22 protein-coding genes are annotated in these 20926 nt (G+C 69.3%); 13 read left to right on the top strand and 9 right to left on the bottom strand.

The annotated features are described in order from the left end of the window. Positions 1 to 6 precede the first annotated feature (6 nt). Positions 7 to 1068, top strand: coding sequence for a cobalamin-independent methionine synthase II family protein (locus IE302_RS06835; protein ID WP_191252753.1), 1062 nt, complete (start codon positions 7 to 9; stop codon positions 1066 to 1068). A 62-nt stretch (positions 1069 to 1130) separates the two neighbouring features. On the opposite strand, the gene IE302_RS06830 is transcribed toward IE302_RS06835, so the two are convergent. Continuing rightward, complete coding sequence (locus tag IE302_RS06830; RefSeq protein WP_191252751.1) at positions 1131 to 1757, bottom strand: LysE family translocator; 627 nt, start codon at positions 1755 to 1757, stop codon at positions 1131 to 1133. Then, the gene (locus IE302_RS06825) at positions 1754 to 2320 is read right to left on the bottom strand and encodes a GNAT family N-acetyltransferase (RefSeq protein ID WP_191252750.1); all 567 of its coding nucleotides are present in this window, start codon (positions 2318 to 2320) and stop codon (positions 1754 to 1756) included. The genes IE302_RS06830 and IE302_RS06825 overlap by 4 nt, the downstream gene beginning before the upstream one ends. A 51-nt stretch (positions 2321 to 2371) precedes the next feature. Between IE302_RS06825 and IE302_RS06820 the strand changes: the two genes are divergently transcribed. Further along, positions 2372 to 3193, top strand: coding sequence for an alpha/beta fold hydrolase (locus IE302_RS06820; RefSeq protein ID WP_191252748.1), 822 nt, complete (start codon positions 2372 to 2374; stop codon positions 3191 to 3193). Between the two features lie 63 nt (positions 3194 to 3256). Here IE302_RS06820 and IE302_RS06815 read toward each other — a convergent pair whose 3' ends face one another. Both IE302_RS06815 and IE302_RS06810 read right to left on the bottom strand, forming a co-directional pair. Beyond that, positions 3257 to 4072: a MerR family transcriptional regulator gene (locus IE302_RS06815; protein ID WP_191252746.1), complete on the bottom strand. Its 816-nt coding sequence runs from the start codon at positions 4070 to 4072 to the stop codon at positions 3257 to 3259. Between the two features lie 45 nt (positions 4073 to 4117). Beyond that, positions 4118 to 5272, bottom strand: a complete 1155-nt coding sequence (locus tag IE302_RS06810) for an epoxide hydrolase family protein (RefSeq protein WP_191252744.1) — start codon at positions 5270 to 5272, stop codon at positions 4118 to 4120. A gap of 76 nt (positions 5273 to 5348) precedes the next feature. Here IE302_RS06810 and IE302_RS06805 point away from each other — a divergent pair, with 76 nt between their 5' ends. The 5 genes from IE302_RS06805 to gcl all read left to right on the top strand — a co-directional run bounded on the left by IE302_RS06805 (position 5349) and on the right by gcl (position 10015). Continuing rightward, on the top strand, positions 5349 to 5993 hold the full coding sequence (locus IE302_RS06805) for a GNAT family N-acetyltransferase (RefSeq protein WP_191252742.1): 645 nt from the start codon (positions 5349 to 5351) through the stop codon (positions 5991 to 5993). A gap of 14 nt (positions 5994 to 6007) precedes the next feature. Continuing rightward, positions 6008 to 6463, top strand: a complete 456-nt coding sequence (locus tag IE302_RS06800) for a 4Fe-4S dicluster domain-containing protein (RefSeq protein ID WP_229907631.1) — start codon at positions 6008 to 6010, stop codon at positions 6461 to 6463. Between the two features lie 142 nt (positions 6464 to 6605). Continuing rightward, complete coding sequence (locus tag IE302_RS06795; protein ID WP_191252741.1) at positions 6606 to 7433, top strand: hydroxypyruvate isomerase family protein; 828 nt, start codon at positions 6606 to 6608, stop codon at positions 7431 to 7433. Continuing rightward, entirely contained in the window at positions 7430 to 8317 is an 888-nt protein-coding gene (locus IE302_RS06790) for an NAD(P)-dependent oxidoreductase (RefSeq protein WP_191252740.1), read from the top strand. Before IE302_RS06795 ends, IE302_RS06790 begins: the two co-directional genes overlap by 4 nt. A 3-nt stretch (positions 8318 to 8320) precedes the next feature. Further along, positions 8321 to 10015, top strand: coding sequence for a glyoxylate carboligase (gene gcl / locus IE302_RS06785; protein ID WP_191252739.1), 1695 nt, complete (start codon positions 8321 to 8323; stop codon positions 10013 to 10015). Positions 10016 to 10064: 49 nt separating this feature from the next. On the opposite strand, the gene IE302_RS06780 is transcribed toward gcl, so the two are convergent. Then, positions 10065 to 10493 carry a pyridoxamine 5'-phosphate oxidase family protein gene (locus IE302_RS06780; RefSeq protein WP_191252738.1) on the bottom strand — a complete coding sequence of 143 codons (429 nt, stop codon included), beginning with the start codon at positions 10491 to 10493 and terminating at the stop codon, positions 10065 to 10067. A 142-nt stretch (positions 10494 to 10635) separates the two neighbouring features. Then, positions 10636 to 11823 carry a lytic transglycosylase domain-containing protein gene (locus IE302_RS06775; protein ID WP_191252737.1) on the bottom strand — a complete coding sequence of 396 codons (1188 nt, stop codon included), beginning with the start codon at positions 11821 to 11823 and terminating at the stop codon, positions 10636 to 10638. Between the two features lie 250 nt (positions 11824 to 12073). On the opposite strand from IE302_RS06775, the gene IE302_RS06770 reads away from it, so the two are divergent. From IE302_RS06770 to IE302_RS06760, 3 genes are all read left to right on the top strand, one after another. Further along, positions 12074 to 12637, top strand: a complete 564-nt coding sequence (locus tag IE302_RS06770) for an ArsR/SmtB family transcription factor (RefSeq protein WP_191252736.1) — start codon at positions 12074 to 12076, stop codon at positions 12635 to 12637. A gap of 112 nt (positions 12638 to 12749) precedes the next feature. Next, positions 12750 to 15071, top strand: a complete 2322-nt coding sequence (locus IE302_RS06765; RefSeq protein WP_191252735.1) for a penicillin acylase family protein — start codon at positions 12750 to 12752, stop codon at positions 15069 to 15071. Beyond that, positions 15068 to 16414 carry an alpha/beta hydrolase family protein gene (locus tag IE302_RS06760; protein ID WP_191252734.1) on the top strand — a complete coding sequence of 449 codons (1347 nt, stop codon included), beginning with the start codon at positions 15068 to 15070 and terminating at the stop codon, positions 16412 to 16414. The genes IE302_RS06765 and IE302_RS06760 overlap by 4 nt, the downstream gene beginning before the upstream one ends. A gap of 106 nt (positions 16415 to 16520) precedes the next feature. Here the strand turns inward: IE302_RS06760 and IE302_RS06755 are convergent, their stop codons facing one another. Next, on the bottom strand, positions 16521 to 17321 hold the full coding sequence (locus IE302_RS06755; RefSeq protein ID WP_191252732.1) for a carbon-nitrogen hydrolase family protein: 801 nt from the start codon (positions 17319 to 17321) through the stop codon (positions 16521 to 16523). A 103-nt stretch (positions 17322 to 17424) separates the two neighbouring features. On the opposite strand from IE302_RS06755, the gene IE302_RS06750 reads away from it, so the two are divergent. Next, entirely contained in the window at positions 17425 to 18084 is a 660-nt protein-coding gene (locus IE302_RS06750; protein WP_191252730.1) for a GntR family transcriptional regulator, read from the top strand. On the opposite strand, the gene IE302_RS06745 is transcribed toward IE302_RS06750, so the two are convergent. After that, complete coding sequence (locus IE302_RS06745; protein ID WP_191252728.1) at positions 18072 to 19235, bottom strand: agmatine deiminase family protein; 1164 nt, start codon at positions 19233 to 19235, stop codon at positions 18072 to 18074. The two genes, IE302_RS06750 and IE302_RS06745, sit on opposite strands and share 13 nt — an antisense overlap. A gap of 86 nt (positions 19236 to 19321) precedes the next feature. Here IE302_RS06745 and IE302_RS06740 point away from each other — a divergent pair, with 86 nt between their 5' ends. Continuing rightward, entirely contained in the window at positions 19322 to 19888 is a 567-nt protein-coding gene (locus IE302_RS06740; RefSeq protein ID WP_191252726.1) for a TetR/AcrR family transcriptional regulator, read from the top strand. Next, positions 19889 to 20215: a sporulation protein gene (locus IE302_RS06735; RefSeq protein WP_191252724.1), complete on the top strand. Its 327-nt coding sequence runs from the start codon at positions 19889 to 19891 to the stop codon at positions 20213 to 20215. Here IE302_RS06735 and IE302_RS06730 read toward each other — a convergent pair. Beyond that, positions 20200 to 20874 carry a TetR/AcrR family transcriptional regulator gene (locus IE302_RS06730; RefSeq protein ID WP_191252722.1) on the bottom strand — a complete coding sequence of 225 codons (675 nt, stop codon included), beginning with the start codon at positions 20872 to 20874 and terminating at the stop codon, positions 20200 to 20202. The genes IE302_RS06735 and IE302_RS06730 overlap by 16 nt on opposite strands. Between the last annotated feature and the right edge of the window lie 52 nt (positions 20875 to 20926).

Raw genomic sequence — 20926 nt, 5'->3', positions numbered from 1 at the left:
CGAGCGATGACCATCCCCACCGAACCGATCGGCAGCATTCCCCGTCCGGGCTATCTGGTCGAGGCGCTCGGCGAGCACGCGGCCGGGCGCCTCGACGCCGACGGTCTCGGCGAGTCGCAGGAAAAAGCCCTCGTGGAAACCATCAAGCGGCTGGAGGAGACCGGTTCGCCGGTCATCACCGACGGCGAGCAGGGCAAGCCGAGCTTCGCCACGTATCCCTTGGCGGGCCTCGCCTCCCTGGCGCCCGACGGCGTCGTCATCCCCTTCGCCGACGGGCACACCCGGCAGCTGCCGAAGCTGACCGCCGGACCTTTCCGCTATCAGACCTATGCCGACACTTATCTCCGCGAAGCCAAAAAGCACGCGACCAAACCGGTGAAGCAGGCGGTGATCGCGGCTTCGGCGATCGGGCTCGTCTATCCCGGTGAGGAATTGGCCGGATATGACAAAGAACAGTTCATTGCCGACCTGGTGAATGAGGCGGAGGCAGATATCCGCCGCAGCCTCGACGCCGGCGCCGACAGTGTTCAGATCGACTTCACCGAAGGCCGGTTGTCGCTGAAACTCGACCCGTCCGGCAGCCTGCTGCAGTCCTTTGTGGACCTGAACAACGCCGTGCTCGACCGGTTCTCCGAGGAGGAGCGGAAGAGGATCGGGGTGCACACCTGCCCCGGTGGGGATCAGGACTCCGTGCACAGCCTCGACGTCGACTACGCCGGGCTCCTGCCGACGTTGTTCCAGCTGAAGGTGGGCAACGTCTACGTCCAGATGGCCAGCGAGGCGGACCCCGAGCGGGCGCTGCGGGTGATCGCCGAGCACGCACGCCCGGAACAGCGGATCTTCGTCGGCGTGACCGACCCGATCGACCCGCGGGTCGAGACCGCCGAGGAGATCCGGGACAGGGTCCTCCAGGCGGCCCGGTTCATCCCGCCGGACCGGCTGGGCACCTGTGACGACTGCGGGTTCTCGCCGTTCGCCGACGACACCTCGACGTCGCGGGAGACCGCGTTCGCCAAGATCGCCGCCCGCGTCGAAGGAACGCGCCTCGCCGCCGAAGCCCTCGGCTGAGCCACGTGAAGGCCCCCTTCCCTCTGCTCAGCCGAGGGAAGGGGGCCTTCACGCGCTTCGGGTCAGTTCTGGACGGCGACGCGGATGCCGAGCCCGACCAGCAAGGTGCCCATCACCGCGTCCATCGCGCGACGCACCCGGCCGGAGGCGAAGAACCGCCGCAGCGAACCGACCAGCGTCGCCAGGACGAAAGTCCACACCACGGCCACCATCGTGGCCAGCACCGCCAGTTGCAGGGTCTGCGCGGTCGAGGCCGAATGCGGGAGGAACTGGGGGACCAGCGCGAGGAAGAAGACCGCGACCTTCGGGTTGAGCAGGTTGGTGAGCAGTCCCTGCCGGAACGCCTCCCTGGGCTCGACGACGGGCGCCACCTTGTCCTTGAGTTCGCCGTAGTCGCCGCGGCGTACCGCCAGCCAGGCCTTGACGCCGAGGAAGATCAGGTACGCGGCGCCGATCATTTTCACCACGGTGAAGGCGACCGCGGACACGGTCAGGATCGCCCCGACACCGAGCGCGATCGCGACCACCCAGACGAACACGCCGAGCGCGATGCCGAGTCCCGCGGCGACCCCGGCCTTGCGCCCGCCGAGGATCGCGCTGCGGGTCACCACCAGGAAATCCGGGCCGGGCGCCATCGCGCCGAGCAGGCAGACCAGGACGAACGAAAGTGCGGTGGCCCCCGAAATCATTCTCCGATCCTATCCGGCCGGTCGATGTCCCGGGCCATGACGGCGCCCGGAAGGTCGACACCGTCGGGCGTCGTCACCGTCACCCGTTCGACTTCGGTGAAGCCGAACGACAGGTACAGCGGGACGCCGGGCATGGTCGCGGTCAGGGTCAGCGAGGTGAACCCCTCGGCTTTCGCCGCGAGACGGCACGACTCCAGGATCGCGCGCCCGAGCCCGCGCCGGGTCCAGTCACCTCGGACGAACATGGCGCGCACCCGCGCGGGCTCGGTGGCCGGGTCGAGCAGCCGGTCGTCGTCCGCCGCGTCGCCGGAGCCCGCATGTGTCTTGTTACGCCTGCTCCAGCCTCCGCAGGCGACGATCTCGCCGTCGGCCTCGTGCACGAAGTAGGTGCCGTCTTCGAGCAGCCGCAGGTCGAGGGCCGCGACGTGCTCCGCCGCGCTCGCGGTCTGCCGCTCGTCGTGGAACCGGGGGAACAACTCCAGCACCGAGGCCCGCATCAGCGCCGCGATGGCGGGCGCGTCGGCGAGGGTGGCCGTCCGCTGCGGCGGCGTGTACGTCGTCATTCCGCGGAACATAGCCAACGGCGGCGGCCGCGCCTACCGGATAATCGCGGGGTGATCACCGACGACGGCTGCGAACTGTGGACCTCGGCGACCGGCCGGGGCGAGCCGATCCTGTGCTGCCACGGCGGCCCGGGCCTGTGGGACATGTTCGGCACACTCGATCCCGGTCCGGGATTCCGGCTGATCCGGTGGGATCAGCGCGGTGCCGGTCGCTCGGAACCGCGCGGCCCGTACACGCTCGAGCGGATGGTGGCCGACGTCGACGCCGTCCGTGAGGGGCACGGGCTCGACCGGGTCCCGGTGCTCGGGCATTCGTGGGGCGCGCATCTCGGTCTCCTCTACGCCCTCGCGCATCCGGAGCGGGTGAGCGCGCTCGTCTACGTGTCGGGTGTCGGCCTCGGATACGACTGGCACGCGGAGTTCAAGCGGAATTTCGAGCAGGCGCTGGGAGAACGGCACTCGCGGTGGGCCGAGCTTCGTGCGAAGAGCCGCGACGAGGCCGAAGAGCGTGAACTCGCGGTGCTGCAATGGACGGCCGACTTCGTGGCGGATGGCGCGCACCATGCCGAAGCGATGGCGACACCCTGGTTTCCGATCAACTACGAGGCGAACGCCGCGCTGAGTGAAGAGATGCGGACGGTGCCGGAGCAGGAACTCGTCGAGGCCTGCCGGTCGCTGCGGGTGCCGACGTTGATCATGGACGGGACGGCGGACAACCGGCCTAGATGGGCGGTCGACTCGCTGGAGCCGGCCCTGCCCTCGGTGACCCGGGTGCGGCTGCCCGGGGTCGGTCACGTGCCGTGGCTGGAGGCGCCGGACGCGTTCCGTGGCGCCTTGACCGACTTCCTGGTGCGGCACCTCGATATGTCATGAAAGGGGCGTTCAGGACAAGAAACGTCCTGAACGCCCCTTTCATGACATCCGGCTCTGCTCCGGTCAGGCCTTGGCGATCGGCTGCTGCAACTCGGTGACCCACTTGTCCCCGTCGGCGGGGCATTCGAGGTAGAACTCCCGCGCCGGGCCGTTCGCGCGGTATCCGTGCGCGTCGACCCACCGCGCCAGTGCCTGGTAGCTGGAGAGCACGGTCTCCATCGAGCCCCGGTGCAGGATCGTCGCCGCGGTCGGCACCTCGGCGAGGCTCACCGTCGAGAATCCTTCGGAGCCGTCGGTTTCGGCCGCGATCGGGGCGGCGGCGTGGATCAGCACCCGTTCGCCGTCGGCGTCGTCCTCGTAGTAGGCGATGAGCGGCCCGGACGGCGTGATCGGGCCGAGCGCCCCGAACAGTTCCTTGTACAGCCCTTGCACGACCGGTCCGATCTCCTCGTTCACGTATCCGCTCGCTGTCCCGGTCAGCTCGGCGACGCGCACCGCGGGGAGGCTTTTGACGACGACGTCCTCGGAAGGCATGCTTCCCTCTCTTTCGATCGACCGGAGCCTCGCTTCGACGGCCTTCAGCCGTGCCTCGTCGGCGGCGATGGCGGCTTCGAGCTCGGCCCGGCGCAGCCGCAGCATCCCGCGCAGCTCGTCGACGCCGATCTCCGCGTCGAGGATCTCCTGGACCTGGGTGAGCGTGAAGCCGAGATCCTTGAGCGCGATCACCCGGTTGAGGCGGGCCAGCTGGTCGCCGGCGTAGGACCGGTACCCGCTGAACGGGTCGACATGGGCGGGCCGCAGCAGCCCGATGGCGTCGTAGTGCCGCAGCATCCGGACCGACACGCGGCCGTGCTTGGCGAAATCTCCGATACTGAACATGACGACTCCCACCTGACAGCCTGACACGGTGTCACAGTCAAGCGGTCATCGCACGAGCCGGAAGAACGACCGCACCTCCTCGGTGAACACGGCCGGCTGCTCGAAGGCCGCGAAGTGGCCGCCTCGCTCCAGTTCGTTCCAGTACCGGATGTCGGTGAACCGGCGCTCGACCCAGCGACGGGACGGGCGCGGCGACTCGCGCGGGAAGATCGAGCAGCCCGTCGGCACGGTGATCGTGTCCACAGTGGATTCGGTGAACCAGCTCGACACCTCGGCGAAACTCTCCCAGTACAACCGCGCGGACGAGGCGCCGGTACCGGTCAGCCAGTAGAGCGTGATGTCGTCGAGCATCGCGTCCCGGCTCAGCGCGTTCTCCGGGCGGCCGTCGCAATCGGTCCACGCCTGGAACTTCTCGACGATCCACGCGCACAGCGCGGCCGGTGAATCGGTCAGCGCGTAGCCGATCGTCTGCGGCCTCGTCGTCTGCAGGTTCGCGTAACCCGAGCCGTCCACGTTCCCGCGTTCGAGGTCGTCGAGCGATTTCCGCTCGGCTTCGGTGAGGTCACCGAACGTCGCCGGATCCGGTGCCGCGAGCGGCGGGTTGAGGTGGATTCCCGCCAGGCGCTCGGGCGCCGTCCGTCCCATGAGCGTGGTGATGCTCGTGCCCCAATCGCCGCCCTGGGCGCCGAAGCGTTCGTAGCCCAGGCCGTCCATGAGGCGGATCCACGTGTCGGCGATGCGCTGGATCGACCAGCCCGTCTTCGCGGGTTTGTCGCTGAAGCCGTATCCGGGCAGCGAGGGAACGACGACGTGGAAGGCGTCCGCGGCGTCGCCGCCGTGGGCGACCGGATCGGTGAGCGGGCCGATCACGTCGAGGAATTCGAAGACCGATCCCGGCCAGCCATGGCTGAGGATCAGCGGCAGAGCGCCGGGATGCGGGGAACGGGCGTGCAGATAGTGGATGCCGAGCCCGTCGATCTCGCTCCTGAATTGGGGGACGGCGTTGAGCCGGGACTCCGCGGCACGCCAGTCGTAGGTGTCCGCCCAGTAGGAGCACAGCTCGCGCAGATACGCGGCGGGCACACCTTGCGACCAGTCGTCGACGGTCTCGTCCTCGGGCCAGCGGGTGCGGCGGAGCCGGGCGCGGAGGTCTTCGAGATCGGCGGCCGGGAACCGGGCTCGGAAGGGCGTGGTCTCCATGGCCGCCGACGATAACAAGGGTGTCCGACAAAAAATCCGGTGCGCCGGGCGTCCCCGTCCGCCTACGGTCCCGAGGATGAGCCACACGTACCCTCCGCTGAACATCGAGGTGCGGACGCCGCGGCTGACCTTGGCCGGGGCGTCGGACGAGTTGCTGGAGCGGCTGGCCCCGACCGTCCGCGTCGGTGTCGCGGAAACCGCGCCCTGGCCGTTCGACGACCCGATTTCGTTGTACGCGGACAATCCCGACCGCGAATGGCGGTGGCTGCGGGGGATCTGGGCGGGACGAGCCCGCGTGGACCCGGGCTTCTGGCGGCTGTACTTCGTCGTGCTGCTGGACGGCGAGCCGATCGGGATGCAGGACCTGATCGGGACCGACTTCGCCAAATTCGGGACGGTGTCGAGTTTTTCGTGGCTGGCACCGGGACGGCGCGGACGCGGGCTCGGGACGGAGATGCGCGCGGCCGTGTTGCATCTGGCGTTCGCCGGCCTGGGCGCGAAGGAGGCGTCGAGCGACGCTTTCGCCGACAACGACGCGTCCAACCGGGTGTCCCGGGCGCTGGGTTACGAGGAGAACGGCACCACCTGGGACACCCGCCGCGGAGAGGTCGGGTTGATCCAGTGCTGGCGGCTGACCAGGGATGTCTGGGACCGGACGCGGCGCGACGACATCGAACTGACCGGCGTCCAGGAGTGTCTCCCGGTGCTGGGCCTCGGCTGATCTCCGGCTCGGCGATGCGTGGACTTCCGGGCCGAAGGCTGCTCTACGTCCGCGACTACGGGAAATGCATCCAGGGCTACAAATGCGTCGACGCGTGCGGCGAGCAGTGGCAGAACACCTTCGCCATCACCATGGCGGGACGCGGTTTCGACGCGCGGATCTCGACGGAGTTCGCGAACCCGCTGCCGGACAGCGCGTGTGTCTACTGTGGAAACTGTGTCGAGGTCTGCCCGGCCGGCGCGCTGAGTTTCAAGCGCGAGCACGACAAGCGTGAGGACGGCACCTGGGACGAGTCCCGGCAGACCGCGACGACCACCGTCTGCACCTTCTGCGGGGTCGGCTGCAACCTCACCCTGCACGTCCAGGACAACGAGATCGTCAAGGTCACCTCGCCGCACGAGTGCCCGGTGACCCACGGGAACCTCTGCATCAAGGGCCGCTTCGGCTGGCAGCACGTCCAGAACCGCTGAGCCTCCCGGAGGCGAGGTCCGCTTCCCACTATCGCTCTGCCTCTTGCCCGCCGGTATACCGCCCGTTGACCGCGGCCAGGTCGGCGGGCTATTCTCGATATACGAAAGAAAGTTTCCGCAGAGCGAAATTGCAGAGGTTTCGATGGCTGATCTTGCGGGTTCGCGTCATGCGCTGCCCTACGTGCTGAACCTGTCGCTGGTCTTCACCGAGCTGCCGTTGCTCGACCGCGCGGAGGCGGCGCGTGCGGCGGGCTTCACCGCGGTCGAGTACTGGTGGCCGTTCGAGACACCGGTGCCGGACGCCGCCGAGGTCGACGCGTTCGTGGCGTCGGTCGAGCGGGCGGGCGTCGCGGTCACCGGGCTGAACTTCTTCCCCGGTGACATGGCGGGCGGCGACCGCGGCCTGGTCACCTGGCCCGGCCGCGAGGACGAGTTCACCCGCGGCGTCGCGTCCGCGATCGAGCTCGGCGAGCGGCTCGGCTGCCGCCGGTTCAACGCGCTCTACGGCAACCGGATCGACGGCGCGGACCCGGCCGGGCAGGACAAGCTCGGCCTGTCGAATCTGGCGCTCGCGGCGGACGCGGCCGCGCGCATCGACGCGGAAATCGTCTTGGAACCGCTGTCCGGGGCGGAGAAGTACCCGCTCAAGACCGCGAACGACGTCCTCAAGGTGCTCGACGAACTCGGGCGGGACAACGTGAAGCTGCTGGCCGACCTGTACCACCTGGCGGTCAACGGTGACGACCTCGACACGGTCACGACCGTCCACACCGGACGGATCGGCCACGTGCAGATCGCCGATGCCCCAGGGCGCCACCAGCCGGGGACCGGAACGCTGGACATCGAGGGTTACCTGGAAAAGCTGCAGGCGGCGGGTTACCGCGGGCAGGTCGGTGTGGAGTACAAACCCGACGGGCCGAGCGCGGATTCGCTGTCGTGGCTGCCTTTCGAACGAAGGGGACTGGCATGACCAAGCTGGGATTCATCGGCCTGGGGATCATGGGCGGGCCGATGGCGGGACACCTCGTCGCCGCCGGGCACGAGGTGAGCGGATTCGACACGAACGCGGACGCCCTCGCGAGGCTGGAAGCCGCGGGTGGCCGGGCGGCCAACGGGGTGACGGACGCCGTGGCCGGTGCCGAAGTCGTCATCACCATGCTGCCGAACCATCCGCAGGTCGAGGCCGTCGTGCTGGCGGCGGGCGGCGTGCTGGAATCGGCGAAACCGGGCACCCTGCTGATCGACATGAGCACGATCCGGCCGGAGACCTCCATCGAGGTCGCTGAAAGGGCGGCCGAACGGGAGATCCGCGTGCTGGACGCGCCCGTCTCAGGTGGCCAGGCCGGTGCCGAGCAGGCCTCACTGTCCATTATGGCCGGTGGCGACGCGGAGGACTTCGCCGTCGCGCTCCCGATCCTGGAGGCCGTCGGCAAGACGATCGTGCACGTCGGGCCGCACGGCGCCGGTCAGGTCGTCAAGGCCGCCAACCAGCTCGTGGTCGGCGGGACCTACGGCCTGATCGCCGAAGCGATCGTGCTGCTGGAGGCGTCCGGCGTCGACGCCGGCGTCGGGCTGGACGTTCTGGCGGGCGGGCTCGCGGGCAGCCGGATCCTCGAACTCAAGCGGAAGTCCATGGTGGCACGGGAATTCGCGCCGGGCTTCCGGATCGACCTGCACCACAAGGACATGGGCATCGCGCTCGCCGCCGCCAGGCAGGCCGACGTCGCGCTGCCGATCACCGGGCTGGTCGCCCAGCTCGTCGCCGCCGGACGGGCGATGGGCCACGGCTCGCTCGATCACTCCGCCCTGCTGAAGGTCGTCGAAGCGCTGTCCGGCGCGGAAAGCAAGGAGTGAGGAATGCCCAGAATCCCCGCCATGCAGGCCGTCGTCGACGTCCTGGTCAGTGAGGGCGTCGACACCGCGTTCGGCTGTCCCGGCGCCGCGATCCTCCCGCTGTACCACGCGATGCAGGACAGCGGCATCGAGCACCTGATCGTGCGTCACGAGGAGGGCGCCACCCACATGGCCGACGGCTGGGCGCGCACCACCGGCAACGTCGGTGTCGCGATCGGCACCTCCGGGCCCGCCGGGACGAACATGATCACCGGGCTCTACACCGCGCAGGCCGATTCGATCCCGATCCTGTGCATCACCGGGCAGGCCGACTCTCGGAAGCTGCACACCGAGGCGTTCCAGGCCGTCGACATCGTCGAGATCGCCAAACCGGTGACGAAATGGGCGGTGCAGGTCAAGGAAGCGGCCCAGCTGCCCTGGGTGTTCCGGGAGGCGTTCCGGATCGCGCGGTCCGGCCGTCCCGGCCCGGTGCTGATCGACCTGCCGATCGACGTGCAGCGGCAGGAGATCGAATGGGACTCCAGCATCGACTCGCCGCTGCCGGTCACCAAGGCGGCGCCGTCACCGGCCAGGGTCGAGCGGGCCCTGGATCTGCTGCTGGCCGCCGAACGGCCGCTGATCCTCGCGGGCGGCGGCGTGGTGCTGGGCGACGCGAGCGACCGGCTGCGGACCGCGGCCGAGCTCCTCGGCGTCCCGGTCGGGGTGACGCTGATGGGCAAGGGGACCTTCCCCGAGGACCACGAACTGTTCGCCGGCATGGCGGGCATCCAGACGTCGCAACGGTGGGCGAACGCCGCCTTCCTCGAAGCGGATCTGGTGCTGGCACTCGGCGCGCGGTTCGGCGACCGGCACACCGGCGACCTCGACGTCTACCGCGGGAGCCGGAAGTTCATCCACGTCGACATCGAGCCGACGCAGCTGGGCAAGGTGTTCGGGCCGGATCTCGGGATCGTTTCGGACACGGGCGCGTTCCTGGACGCGTTGATCGAGGCGGCGTCGAAGCGTTCCCCGGCGCGGGATCGGGCCTGGCCGCGGCGGATCGGCGAGCTGAAGGAGAGCCTGCCGCGACGCGAGGACTTCGAGGACACCCCGATCAAGGCACCGCGGGTGTTCAAGGAGATCAACGACTTCTACGGCGAGGACGCCTACTTCGTCACCGCGATCGGGCTATACCAGATCTGGTCCGGGCAGTTCCAGCGCGCGCACAAGCCGCGGCACTACCAGGTGTGCGGCCAGGCGGGCCCGCTCGGCTGGGAGATCCCGGCGGCGATCGGCGTCAAGAAGGCGAAACCGGAGGCGGAGGTCGTCGGCGTCGTCGGGGATTACTCGTTCCAGTTCCTCGTGGAGGAGCTGGCGGTGGCCGCGCAGTACGACGTCGGGTTCGTGCTGATCATGCTGAACAACGAGTACCTCGGGCTCATCCGGCAGGCCGAGACGGGCTACGAGATGAACTTCGAGGTCGACATCCACTACGACAAGAACGGCACGGACAACGTGAAGGTCATGGAGGCCTACGGCTGCTCCGGGACCCGCGTGACCGAGCCGGGCGAGATCCGGACGTCGCTGGAGTGGGCGCGCAAGGAGGCCGAGCGGACCTCGCGGCCCGTGCTGGTGGAGATCATGATCGAACGCGAAGGGAACGCCGCGATGGGCAAGGCGCTCGACAGCGTCGTCGAGTTCGAGCCGATCGCGGGCTGATGACGGTGCCCGGCCGCCAGCCCGCGGGCGACCGGGCACCGTCAGTTCGTCAGGCCTTGCCCTGGTCGTTGCTCAGCCACTTCTCCGGCCGGACGCGGACCAGCACGGAGTTGTCGCTGAGCGCCCCGTCGACGTACTTCGTGCCCTCTTCCTCGGACAGGTAGCGGTGCGCGATCTTCAGCGCCTGCTCCCGGGTCGGCGGAGCGTCGTTGGCGACGACCGGGCCCTCGGCCGTCACGTACTTGTACGGCAGGGTCTCTGACTGCGCGACCAGGCTGAGCCTGCCCGCTTTCTTGATCGCCTTGTCCTTGACCGAACCGCCGTCCATCCAGATCAGGAGTTCCCCGCCGGGCTCGTAGTCGTACCAGACCGGTACGGCCAGCGGCGCCCGTCCTTCCCGCTCCACGGCCAAGACCCCGATGTGGACCTCGCTCAGGAAGGCTTCCCGTTCCTCGGCGGTCATGACGAAAGACGACATCCGTGTCTCGCTTCTCTTGGTTGACGATCTACGAGAAGCGACAACGCGGCCGGGGTTCAGGACATTCCGGGCACTCCCACCCGCCCCCGCATTTCGTCCTCTGAATGCGCTCTTGGCGCGTTCAGAGGACGAAATGCGGGGGTCACGGGGTCGGCGAGGCGGAGCTGGTCGGGCTCGTCTCGCCGGTGTTGCCCGCCGGGGTCGACGACGGCGGTGCCGAAGACGTGCTGGACGGCGAAGGCGTCGTCGAAGGCGGCGGCGTGCTCGACGGCGGCGTGGACGAGGGAGGCGTCGACGACGGCGGCGTGCTGGTCGGCTTGGAGGGCGAGCTGCTGCTCGGGGGAGTGCTGCTGCTCGGCGGGAGCGACGTGCCGGGCAACGGGGTCGGCGGCGTGGTCGTGCCGGGCGGGGGAGTGCCGGGCAGCGTCGGGACCGGGAGCTGGCCGCCGGGCGTGTCGGCGGCGACGTTCGAGGAATCGGGCGCGCCGACCGGGACCTGGCTGTCCGGCATTGTCGAGACACCGCCGCGATAGGCGACCGCCCAGCGGATCACGGTGTCCACATAGGACAGCGAGTGGTTGTAGCGGTACACGGCCACGCGCTGGGTCTGCTCGGACGTCAGGTCGACGCCGCCGGAGCAGAGGTAGCGGCCCGAGCCCAGCGTCGCGTCGTAGATGTTGTTCGGGTTCGACTCGCCGTCGCCGTTGCCGTCGGAGGCGTAGCCCTTCCACGTCGACGGGATGAACTGCGTCGGGCCCACCGCGCGGTCCCACACCGTGTCGCCGTCGTACTTGCCGCCGTCGGTGTCCGGGATCGCCGCGAACGGTCCGGCTCCGTTGAGCTGCGGGCCGAGGATCGCTTCGAGGGTGTTGCCCTTCGCGTCGACATAGCCGCCGCGCGCGTGGTTGGACTCGATCCGGCCGATGCTGGCGATCAGCGCCCAATCGATGTGGCAGCCGGGCAGTTCCTTCGCGAGGATGTCGGCCGCGTTCTTGTACGCCTTCATCATGCTCGCCGGGATGCCGAGCGCGCCCGATGGCGCGAACGAGCCGCCGACGTTGCCGGTGCCACCGGGGACGACCAGCGGATCCGGGTTGGGCGGCTCGGGCAGGCTGCCGTCGACGGCGATCTCCGGGACGGTGCCCACCGGCGGCTGCCAGGCCGCGGCCTGGTTCTGCGGTGCGGCGGGTTTCGGCGCGGCGATCGGGGCATCAGGCCCCGCCGACGCGGTGACCGCGGGTAGGACCGCGAGCGCACCGCCGGCGAGCGCGAAGGCCGTCCGGTGCCGGGCGGACATCTTGTCCGTCTGTCGGGGGCGGTGCTTCGACATGTTCTCTCCCGCAAGGTCGACTCCGGGCAAAACTATCCGATGCAACCGAATTCTGGGGAGGACGCAACGAAAAAGCCGCGAACCTGTCGAGTTTTCGTCCGCCCGGCACAAGACCTTCGTACCGAAGTTGTCAATTTCACGCTGAGTTCACCGAAGCGTCAGCAGAATCCACGGCCGCTCCGCGGGAGCGGTCCGGACTGCGTGCAAAGATGTCTTTGCACAACTGTCTTTGCATGGCTATCTTGGTGTCATGACCGGTCCGCCGACGCCCGAAGAGGTCACCGATCCCGCCGTGTTGAAGGCGATGATGCATCCGCTGCGCCGCCGGATCATGGAGGCGCTGGGCCGTGGGCCCGCGACGGCGACGAAGCTGGCCAAGGAACTGGGGGAGAGTTCGGGCGCCACCAGCTACCACCTGCGAGAACTGGCGAGATACGACTTCATCGAGGAGGCACCGGAACTCGCACACGGCAAGGAACGCTGGTGGCGGGCCAGGCAGCGGGACATCCGCTGGCCGCGGCACAGCGAGCAGAGCGAAGAGATGCGGGCGGTGTTCCACGAGGCGCATCGCGCCGCGTTCGCCGAGGACCTGGAGCAGATGGCGCGTTTCGTCGAACGTCGCGACGAGCTGGGCGAATGGGGTGACGCGCTGGTCTTCTCGCGCGGCGCGGTGCACGTGAACCTCGAAGAGCTCAAACAGTTCTGGGAGGAGTACCTGGAGCTGCTGCGCCGCTATTGGCGGCCGGAACCCGGACCGGACGCGCGAAAGGTGTACGTGCGCTGGACGGCGTTCCCGGATCCGGACGAGGAGTGAGAGGGGGGAGCTGAAAGAGCCCGGTGGAAGAGCGGCCACTCGACCACCGGAACGCGTCACCACGCCGGACGGCGTGTCTTCACGAACGACTCCACACAAAAGGGGGAGCAGCATGCTGCTCTGGAAAAGAATCGCGGCCGTCTGCGCCGTGACGAGCCTGCTCGCGGCGGGGACCGCGACGGCCGCGCAACCGCCGGATGGAGCATCCCGCGCCGGCGCCACCATCCGCTACACCGAGTACGGCATCCCGCACATCGTCGCCAACGACTGGGGCGACCTGGGTTTCGGGCAGGGATACGCCGCGGCCAAGGACAACCTCTGCGCGATCGCGGACGTCGCGGTCACGACGCGGGCCGAACGGTCGCGCTGGCTCGGCCCGGAAGCACCGCCGACGAGCGGGGTGAGCCAGGCGAGCACGAACCTCGCCAGCGACCTGTACTTCCAGGGGCTCAACGAAAGTGGCGCCGTCGAACGGATACTGGCCGAGCCGGCGCCGCGCGGGCCGTACCGCGAGGTCCGCGAACTGATCCGCGGGTACGTCGAGGGCGTGAACAAGTACCTGCGCACCGGTGAGCTCACCGACCCGGCCTGCCGGGGCGCGGGCTGGCTGAAGCCGATCACCGAACTCGACGTCTACCGCCACAGCCACGCGGTCGGGATGATCTTCGGACAGGGCGGGGTCGCGGACTCGATCACCGCGTCGCGGCCGGGCGCCCCGCCCGCGGGCACCGGACGCGAGCGGATGACCGGTGAGACCGGGATCGGCAGCAACGCCATCGCGGTCGGCAAGGCCGCCTCGGCGAACGGGCGCGGTGTCTCGCTGGCCAACCCGCATCTGCCGTGGCAGCTGAGTGGGACCAGGTTGTGGCAGTCACAGCTGAGCCTGCCGGGCAAGCTGAACGTCAGCGGCGCCGGGATCCCCGGTATTCCGCTGATGTGGCTGGGACACAACGAGACCGCCGCCTGGAGCGGCACGGCCACCGACACGACCCGGACGTACACGCTGTTCGAACTGAAGCTCGTCCCCGGCTCGCCGACGACCTACCTGGTCGACGGCAAGCCCGAACGGATGCGGCGCACCGACCTCAGTGTCCTGTCGCGCAAGGCGGACGGCGCCCTGGAGCGCGTCGTACGTCCACAGTGGACGACGAGGTACGGTCCGGTGACGACCAGGCTCGGGGAACGGGAACTGCCGTGGACGGCGTCGAGCGCCTTCGCGATCGCGGACGCCAACGCCGGGAACCTCGGGATGACGAACTCGATGTTCGAGATCGCGCGAGGGCGGACGGCGCCGGAGATGATCGGCGCGGTCCGCGAGACACAAGGGCTGCCGTGGATGAACATCGTCGCCACCGACGACCGAGGCCGCGTGGAGTACAGCCAGATCCACGGGGTCCCGCACGTCACCGACGAGAAAGCGGGGCGCTGCAACACCCCGCTGGGCAAGCAACTGTTCGACGCCAAGGGGATCGCGGTCCTCGACGGTTCCAGGACGGCCTGCGCGTGGGGCCGGGACCGTGACGCCCTGCGGCCCGGCGTCTTCGGCCCGTCGAGCCTGCCGACCCTGAGCCGGGACGACTACCTGGCGAATTCGAACGACAGCCACTGGCTGTTCAATCCCGCCGTGCCGAAGACCGGCTACCCGCGGATCGTGGGCCCGGTCGAGTACGAGCAGAACCTGCGGACACGCGGTGGCTTCGTCGAGATCGCCGACCAGCTGGCGAAGGGCGGCTTCACCGGGCAGGCGATGCGGGACCTGATGCTCTCGCACCGGGACCACGCCGCCGAACTCGTGCGGGCCGATGTCGTCGGGATGTGCCGCACGATGCCGGGCATGGACGCCGCGTGCGCGGCACTCGCGGGCTGGGACGGGCGTTCCGACGCCGGCAGCCGGGGCGCACTGCTCTTCGATCGGTTCTGGTCCACAGTGGACCGGATGGGCCCGGAGATCTGGAAGGTTCCGTTCGACGTCGAGAACCCGGTCCACACCCCGAACACCCTCGACACCGGGAACGCCGCGATCCGCGAGGCGCTCACCGGCGCCGTCGCCGAGCTGAAGGCGGCGAACATCGCGCTCGACGCGCCTTACGGCGAGAACCACTACGTCGTGCGCGGCGGGAAGAAGATCCCGCTGGGCGGCGGGACCGCCGGTCGCGGCGTCTACGATTCCCTGGGCGGGCCTTGGGATCCGGCCCGCGGCTACACCGAGATCGTGCACGGTGGGACGTACCTGCACGTCGTCGCGTTCAACGGCACCGGATGCCCGGACACGACGACGCTGCTGACCTACTCGCAGTCCGCGAACCCCGCGTCCGCGCACCACAGCGACCAGACGGAGCTGTACTCGCGCAAGCAGTGGGTGACCGAACGCTATTGCGAGAAGGACATCCTCGCGTCGCCGGCGCTCGAGGTAATCCGGGTGAGCAAGCGATGATCGCGGCACTGTTCGCGGCGGCCGTGGTGGCGGTTTCGTCGCCGGTACCCGCCGCCGCTCCGGGCGGCGACGTGTCGTTCACCAGCCACGGCGTGACCTTGCACGGAACCGTCGTCGCGCCCGAAGGCGGCGGCCCCGCGCCGGGCATCGTGATGGTGCACGGCTCGGGAGAACACGACCGGGACGATTATCGCGCCGAGGCGGAGGCTTTCGCCAAGGCGGGGATCGCGACCCTGATCTACGACAAGCGGACCGAAGGCTATTCGTTGTTCGAGCGGGACTACTCGGTCCTGGCCGACGACGCGCTGGCCGCGGTCCAGGTGCTGCGCTCGCGTCCGGGCGTGGACCCGGCCCGCGTCGGGGTGTGGGGTTTGAGCGAAGGGGGCTGGGTCGCGCCGTTGGCGGCGTCGAAGTCGAAGGATGTCGCCTTCGCGGTCACCCTCGGGGCCAACGGGGTCTCGCCCGACCGCCAGCAGTCGTGGGCCTTCGAGACCTACCTGCGGCGCGGCGGGGTCACCGGCTCGATGGTGGACATGGTGGCGTCGACGAACATGCGGACCCTCATCGGCGCCGGCGCGTTCCCCGAGGCCGGGTACGACCCGGTGCCGGTGCTGGAGAAGGTGCGGCAGCCGGTGCTCGGGCTGTGGGGTGAGCTGGACCGGCTGACCCCGCCCGGCGAGGCGGTCCGGATCTTCCGGGAAACGCTGGAACGAGCGGGGAACCGGCAGTACACGCTGAAGGTGTTCCCGCGGGCGCAGCACGCGCTCCGGCAGACCACGGACGGTTTCGACAAGCTGGACGGCTTCGCCCCCGGCTACCTCGATCTCGTCGGGACCTGGGTGAACGGCCTGAAGGACGGGCCTGTCCGGCCGTCCGCCGACCCGCCACCGGTGCAGGAGAGCGAAAGCGCGGCCTTGGCGCCGCTCGCCTGGTACGAGGCGACGTGGGTGCAGATCGGTGTGTGGGCGCTGGCGTTGCTGGCGTTCGCGGCCTATCCGGTGACGGCGTTGTTCCGCCGCCGCCGCGAGGATGTCCCGCTCTCCCGGCCCGCGCGCTGGCTGGCGTCGACCGGGTTGCTCGGCACGGCGGGATTCCTCGTCTACTACGTCGTGCTGACGACGGGGGCGGCGATGGCGCCGGGGCCTGTCCTTTTCGGACGGACGTTGCCGTGGCTCGCGCTGCAGCTGATCGCGGTCGGCGTCGTCGTCACCGGTGTGGTCACGGCGGTTTCGTGGTGGCGACGGCGGAGCGAGACGAGCGGGGGAGTCCGGGTCGGGCTGCTGGTGGCCGGAGCCGTCCTGTTCGTGCCGTGGGCCGTCCACTGGGGACTGCTGGTTCCGTGAAATGAGCCTGGGTGCCGGGCGGCCACCCGGCACCCAGGCGAACGGAAGCCGCGTCACCACGCCCGAGGGCGTGTCTTCACGAACGGACCTCCGGCTCAGAAGATACTCAGGACTTGCGCGTGACGGCGAACCGGCGCAGCTCCAGCGCCGGGTTCTTGGCGCGCACCTCGGAGATCCGCTCGGCGGAGACCTCGCCGGTCGCGGTCCCGGTGCGCTCGCCGAGCGAGGCGACGACGACGCCCATCGGGTCGACGATCATGCTGTGTCCCGAACCCGCCGGAGCCGCCTGCCCGGCCGCGACGAGGTAGATCGTGTTCTCGATCGCCCGCGCCCGGACCAGCGTGGTCCAGTGGTCCTCCTTGAGCGGGCCGGGCATCCACTCCGCCGGGAGCAGCACCGCGTCCGCGCCCGCGTCGACCAGGCGGCGGGTGACCTCCGGGAACCGCAGGTCGTAGCAGGTCTGGAGGCCGAAGGTGATCCCGTCGACCTCGAACGTCTCCGGGGCTTCGATGTCGCCGGGCCGGACCAGTTCCGATTCGCGGAAACCGAAGGCGTCGTACAGGTGCAGCTTGCGGTACAGCGCGGCGATCGATCCGTCGGGACCGGCCGCGACGAGCGTGTTCGAGATCCGCTCGCCGCCGGGGAGTGCTTCGTTGATGCCCGCGACGACGGTGATCCGCCGGTCCTTCGCGAGACCGCGCAGCTCGGTGACGAACGGTCCGTCGAGTTCTTCGGCCGAGGTCACGAATTCCCGGCTCATCGTCGGTACGGTGAACAACGAGTACTCGGGGAGCGCGACCACCCGCGCACCGCGGTCCGCCGCTTCGCCGACGAGGGAGGCGACGCGGGCGAGGTTGGCCGCTTTGTCGTTGCCGGGCGCGAACTGCGCCACCGCGACGTGCACCATGGGACCCCTTCCAATCAGTGGAACTCTTGTATACATGATGGATACTTGGCTGGTCCAGGTGTAGGCTCTGTCGCGGAAAGTAACGGAATAGAGGGGGAACGAGATGACTGTGACCGCCGAAGGGGGCGGCCCGGCGCGCGAGCGGGTCTACACGTGGCTGCGTGACGGAATCATCTCGGGCGAGTTGGAAGGCGGCCGCTTCCTCGACGAAATGTGGGTTTCCGGCGTCGTCGGCGTCTCCAGGACACCGGTGCGCGAGGCGTTCCACCGCCTGGCCGCCGAGCGGTTCATCAGTCTCCTGCCGCGCAAAGGCGCGCAGGTGCGCACGGTCACCGCCAGGGAACTGGAAGAGGTCTATCAGAGCAGGCGGCTGATCGAAGGCCACGCGATCGCGGCACTCTGCGCGAACCGGGCGGGCGCTCCCGCCGAAATGGCGGAACTCATCGACGAGATGGCGCGGGCCGGTGCCGAAAGCGACTGGTTCGCCGTTTCCGGGCTGGACCGCCGTTTCCATCGCGCCATCGTGAACGCCGCGGGCAACTCCGTCCTGACCGAGTTGTACGACACGCTCCGTTCGCGGCAGCAGCGCGTCACGGTCCGGGCGCTGGAAGCACGTCCGGAACGGCTGACGGTGATCAACGACGAGCACCGGGCGCTGGTCGCCGCACTGAACGACCATGACGTGAAAGAGGCGTCACGGTTGCTGGAGCAGCATTTGCGCCCGGTGTCCGAAGTGATGTCGGTGCTGCCTCAGGAAGGCTGACCCGGCTGATCGTGCGTCGAGCAGTGGATCCCGCCGCCGCCCGAGGCGATGGTCGAGATCTTCACCGGCACGATCTCGCGCCCGGGGAACTGTTCCCGCAGGACCTGTTGGGCGCGCCCGTCCGCCTCGGCGTCGCCGAACTTCGGCACGAAGACCGACTTGTTCGCGACGTAGAAGTTGGCGTACGAGATCACGCTGTCCTCGCCGTAGCCTTCGACCTTGTCCGGGTCCGGCTGGACGAGGTCGATCACCTTGAAGGGTTTGCCGTCGGCGTCGGTGGCGTTCGCCAGGACCGACCGCGCCTGATCGGCCGCGCGGGACCATGAGTCGGGCGGGGTGCCGGGTGCGGCCTTGTCCAGCAGGACGACGCCGGGCGCGGTGAACCGGGCAAGGCAGTCGACGTGGGCGTCGGTGATGTCCTCGCCCCGGACTCCCGCGAACCAGATGACCTTCCGGACGCCGAGCACCTTCTTCAGCTCGTCTTCGATCTCCTGGCGGCTCTTGCCCTTGTTGCGGTTGTCGTTGACCAGCGAGCTTTCGGTGACCATCAGCGTGCCCGCGCCGTCGGTCTCGAACGAACCGCCCTCGGCGGTGATCCAGGTTTCGGTGCGGGCCAGGCCGTACTTGCCCAGCACGGCCCGGGCGACGGCCTTGTCCTTGTCGTGCGGGTTCTGCTTGCCGCCCCAGCCGCTGAAGTTGAAGTCGACGCCCCCGACCTTGCCCGCCTCTTCGACGAACACCGGCACGGTGTCGCGCGCCCACAGGTCGTCGACCGGGATCGCGACGACCTCGACGGTGTCGCCGCACGCCTCCTGGGCGGCGTCGGCGTGCTCGGGCCTGGCGAGGAGCACCACCGGTTCGAAGTCGGCGATCGCCTTGGCCAGTCCGGCGATCTCTTGGCGGACGGCGGGCAGGTCCTCCGCCCAGATGGACTTCGACGCCGGCCAGGACAGGTAGGTGCGCGCGTGGCTTTCCCATTCGGCGCCCAGCCTTCGGATCGCGGCCGCGGCCGGGTCCGGCGAACCGGCCGCCGGCGCGGGCGCGGCGGGATTCCCGCCGGGTTCGGAACACGCCGCGCTCCCGACGGCGACGGCACCGATCGCGGTCAGGGCGCGCAGAACCGTGCGGCGGGGAAGGAACGAATCGAACACTGTGCACTCCTCGGCTGAACTGGTGAGGACACGGTAGCATCCTGACTGAAAATTCAGTCAGGATGCTACCGCTAGGGTGGTCACCCGTGCTCGAACGTCAGCAGAAGATCTTGGAAGCGGCCGTGCGCGTGATCGCGCGCAGCGGTGTGCGGGGCCTGCGGGTCGAGAAGATCGCGGCCGAGGCCGGGATCTCGACGTCGCTGATCTACTACCACTTCACCAATCGAGCCGGGCTGCTCGGGAAGACGCTGGAATTCGTCAGCGATCGCGCCGCGGCGTACACCGAAGAGGCCGCGGCCGAGGCGGCGGATCCCCGGGCCGAACTGGAACTGATGCTGTTCGGTGAGTTTCAGGACACGCAGGCGGTGCGGGAGAACAGCACGGCCTGGGGCGAGCTACGGGCCAGCGCCGTCTTCGCCCCCGAACTGCGCCAGCCGCTGGCGGAGTCGACCCGGATCTGGGTGGACGAGGTCGCCGACGTGATCCGGCGCGTCGGCAGCGCCGGGGTCAAGGCGGAAGACGCCGCGGAACGGCTCACCAGCCTGGTCGAAGGACTCAGCGAGCGGTGGCTTTCTGGTTCGATGGACCTGGACAGGGCGCGCGATCTCCTGCGGGCCGCGATCACGCTGGAACTGGACCGTGCGGGGGACTGAATGGGACTCGAGAAGGTAGTCGGCGCGATGCGGGACAACCTGACCGTCCGGCGGGTCTACGGCGAGCCTGTCGAGAAGGACGGCGTCGTGGTGATCCCGGCCGCGAGCGTCATCGGCGGCGGAGGCGGTGGGCACGGCACCGAACAGGGCAAGGAAGGTGAGGGCGGCGGGTTCATGCTCGCCGCGCGGCCCGTCGGCGCGTATGTGCTCAAGGGCGGCGACGTGCGCTGGGTACCCGCGGTGGACCTGACCTTCCTCGGCATGGTCTTCGCCATCATGATCGCGACGATCCACAAGGCCAGGCGCCGGGCTCAGGTCCGTCCCTGAGCGGTGATCCCGGTCAGGATGAGATCGATCCCGGTGAGGAACTGCTCCCGGTCGTCGTGCTCGCGCACCTGATCGGCGATCGACCTCAGGAACGGGAACTTGCCGGGATCGAGCCCTTCCCAAGCGTCCACCGCGGCGCTGATGAATTCAGCACGATCCGTGCCGCCGAGCCGGAGCACCTGGGCGTTCGCGGCGTTCTGGCCCGCGGCGCCGAAGATGTAGTGCGCGAGCGCCGAAGTCGCGGTGAACCACGTGGCTTCGGGGACGCCCAGCGCGCTGACCCGGCGTCCGATGCTCTCGAAGATCCGCGGCGTCACCGAGCCCCACGGGCTGTGGGAGCGCTGGACGGCGAGTTGCGAGGAAAGCCACGGGTGCTGTTCGACCGCGTCGAACAGGCCGAGCGCGAGGGCGTGGATCTCTTCCCAGGGTGAGCCTGTGACCGCGACGGCCAAGGCGTCGCCAATGACGGACGCCGTCGCGGCGGCGAGCAGTTCGCCCTTGTTCGGCACATGCCAGTAGATGGCTCCCGGACCGGTGGCGAGACGTTCGGTCAGCGTCCGGAAGGTCAGCCCTCGCTCGCCGTTCGCGTCGAGCAGTTCGATGGCGGCCTCGACGATGCGCTCGCGCGAGAGCGCGTCCGCGCGGGTCCGTTGTGCCATGCCGTCATCCTGGCAGGTCGATCGAGCGGACGCGGACCGGTCGCTTTCGGGT

The organism is Amycolatopsis oliviviridis, from assembly GCF_014654365.1.
In the GTDB taxonomy this organism is placed as follows: domain Bacteria; phylum Actinomycetota; class Actinomycetes; order Mycobacteriales; family Pseudonocardiaceae; genus Amycolatopsis; species Amycolatopsis oliviviridis.
The sequence above is the reverse complement of the archived record's forward strand: the minus strand, read 5'-3'. Positions and strand labels throughout refer to the sequence as shown.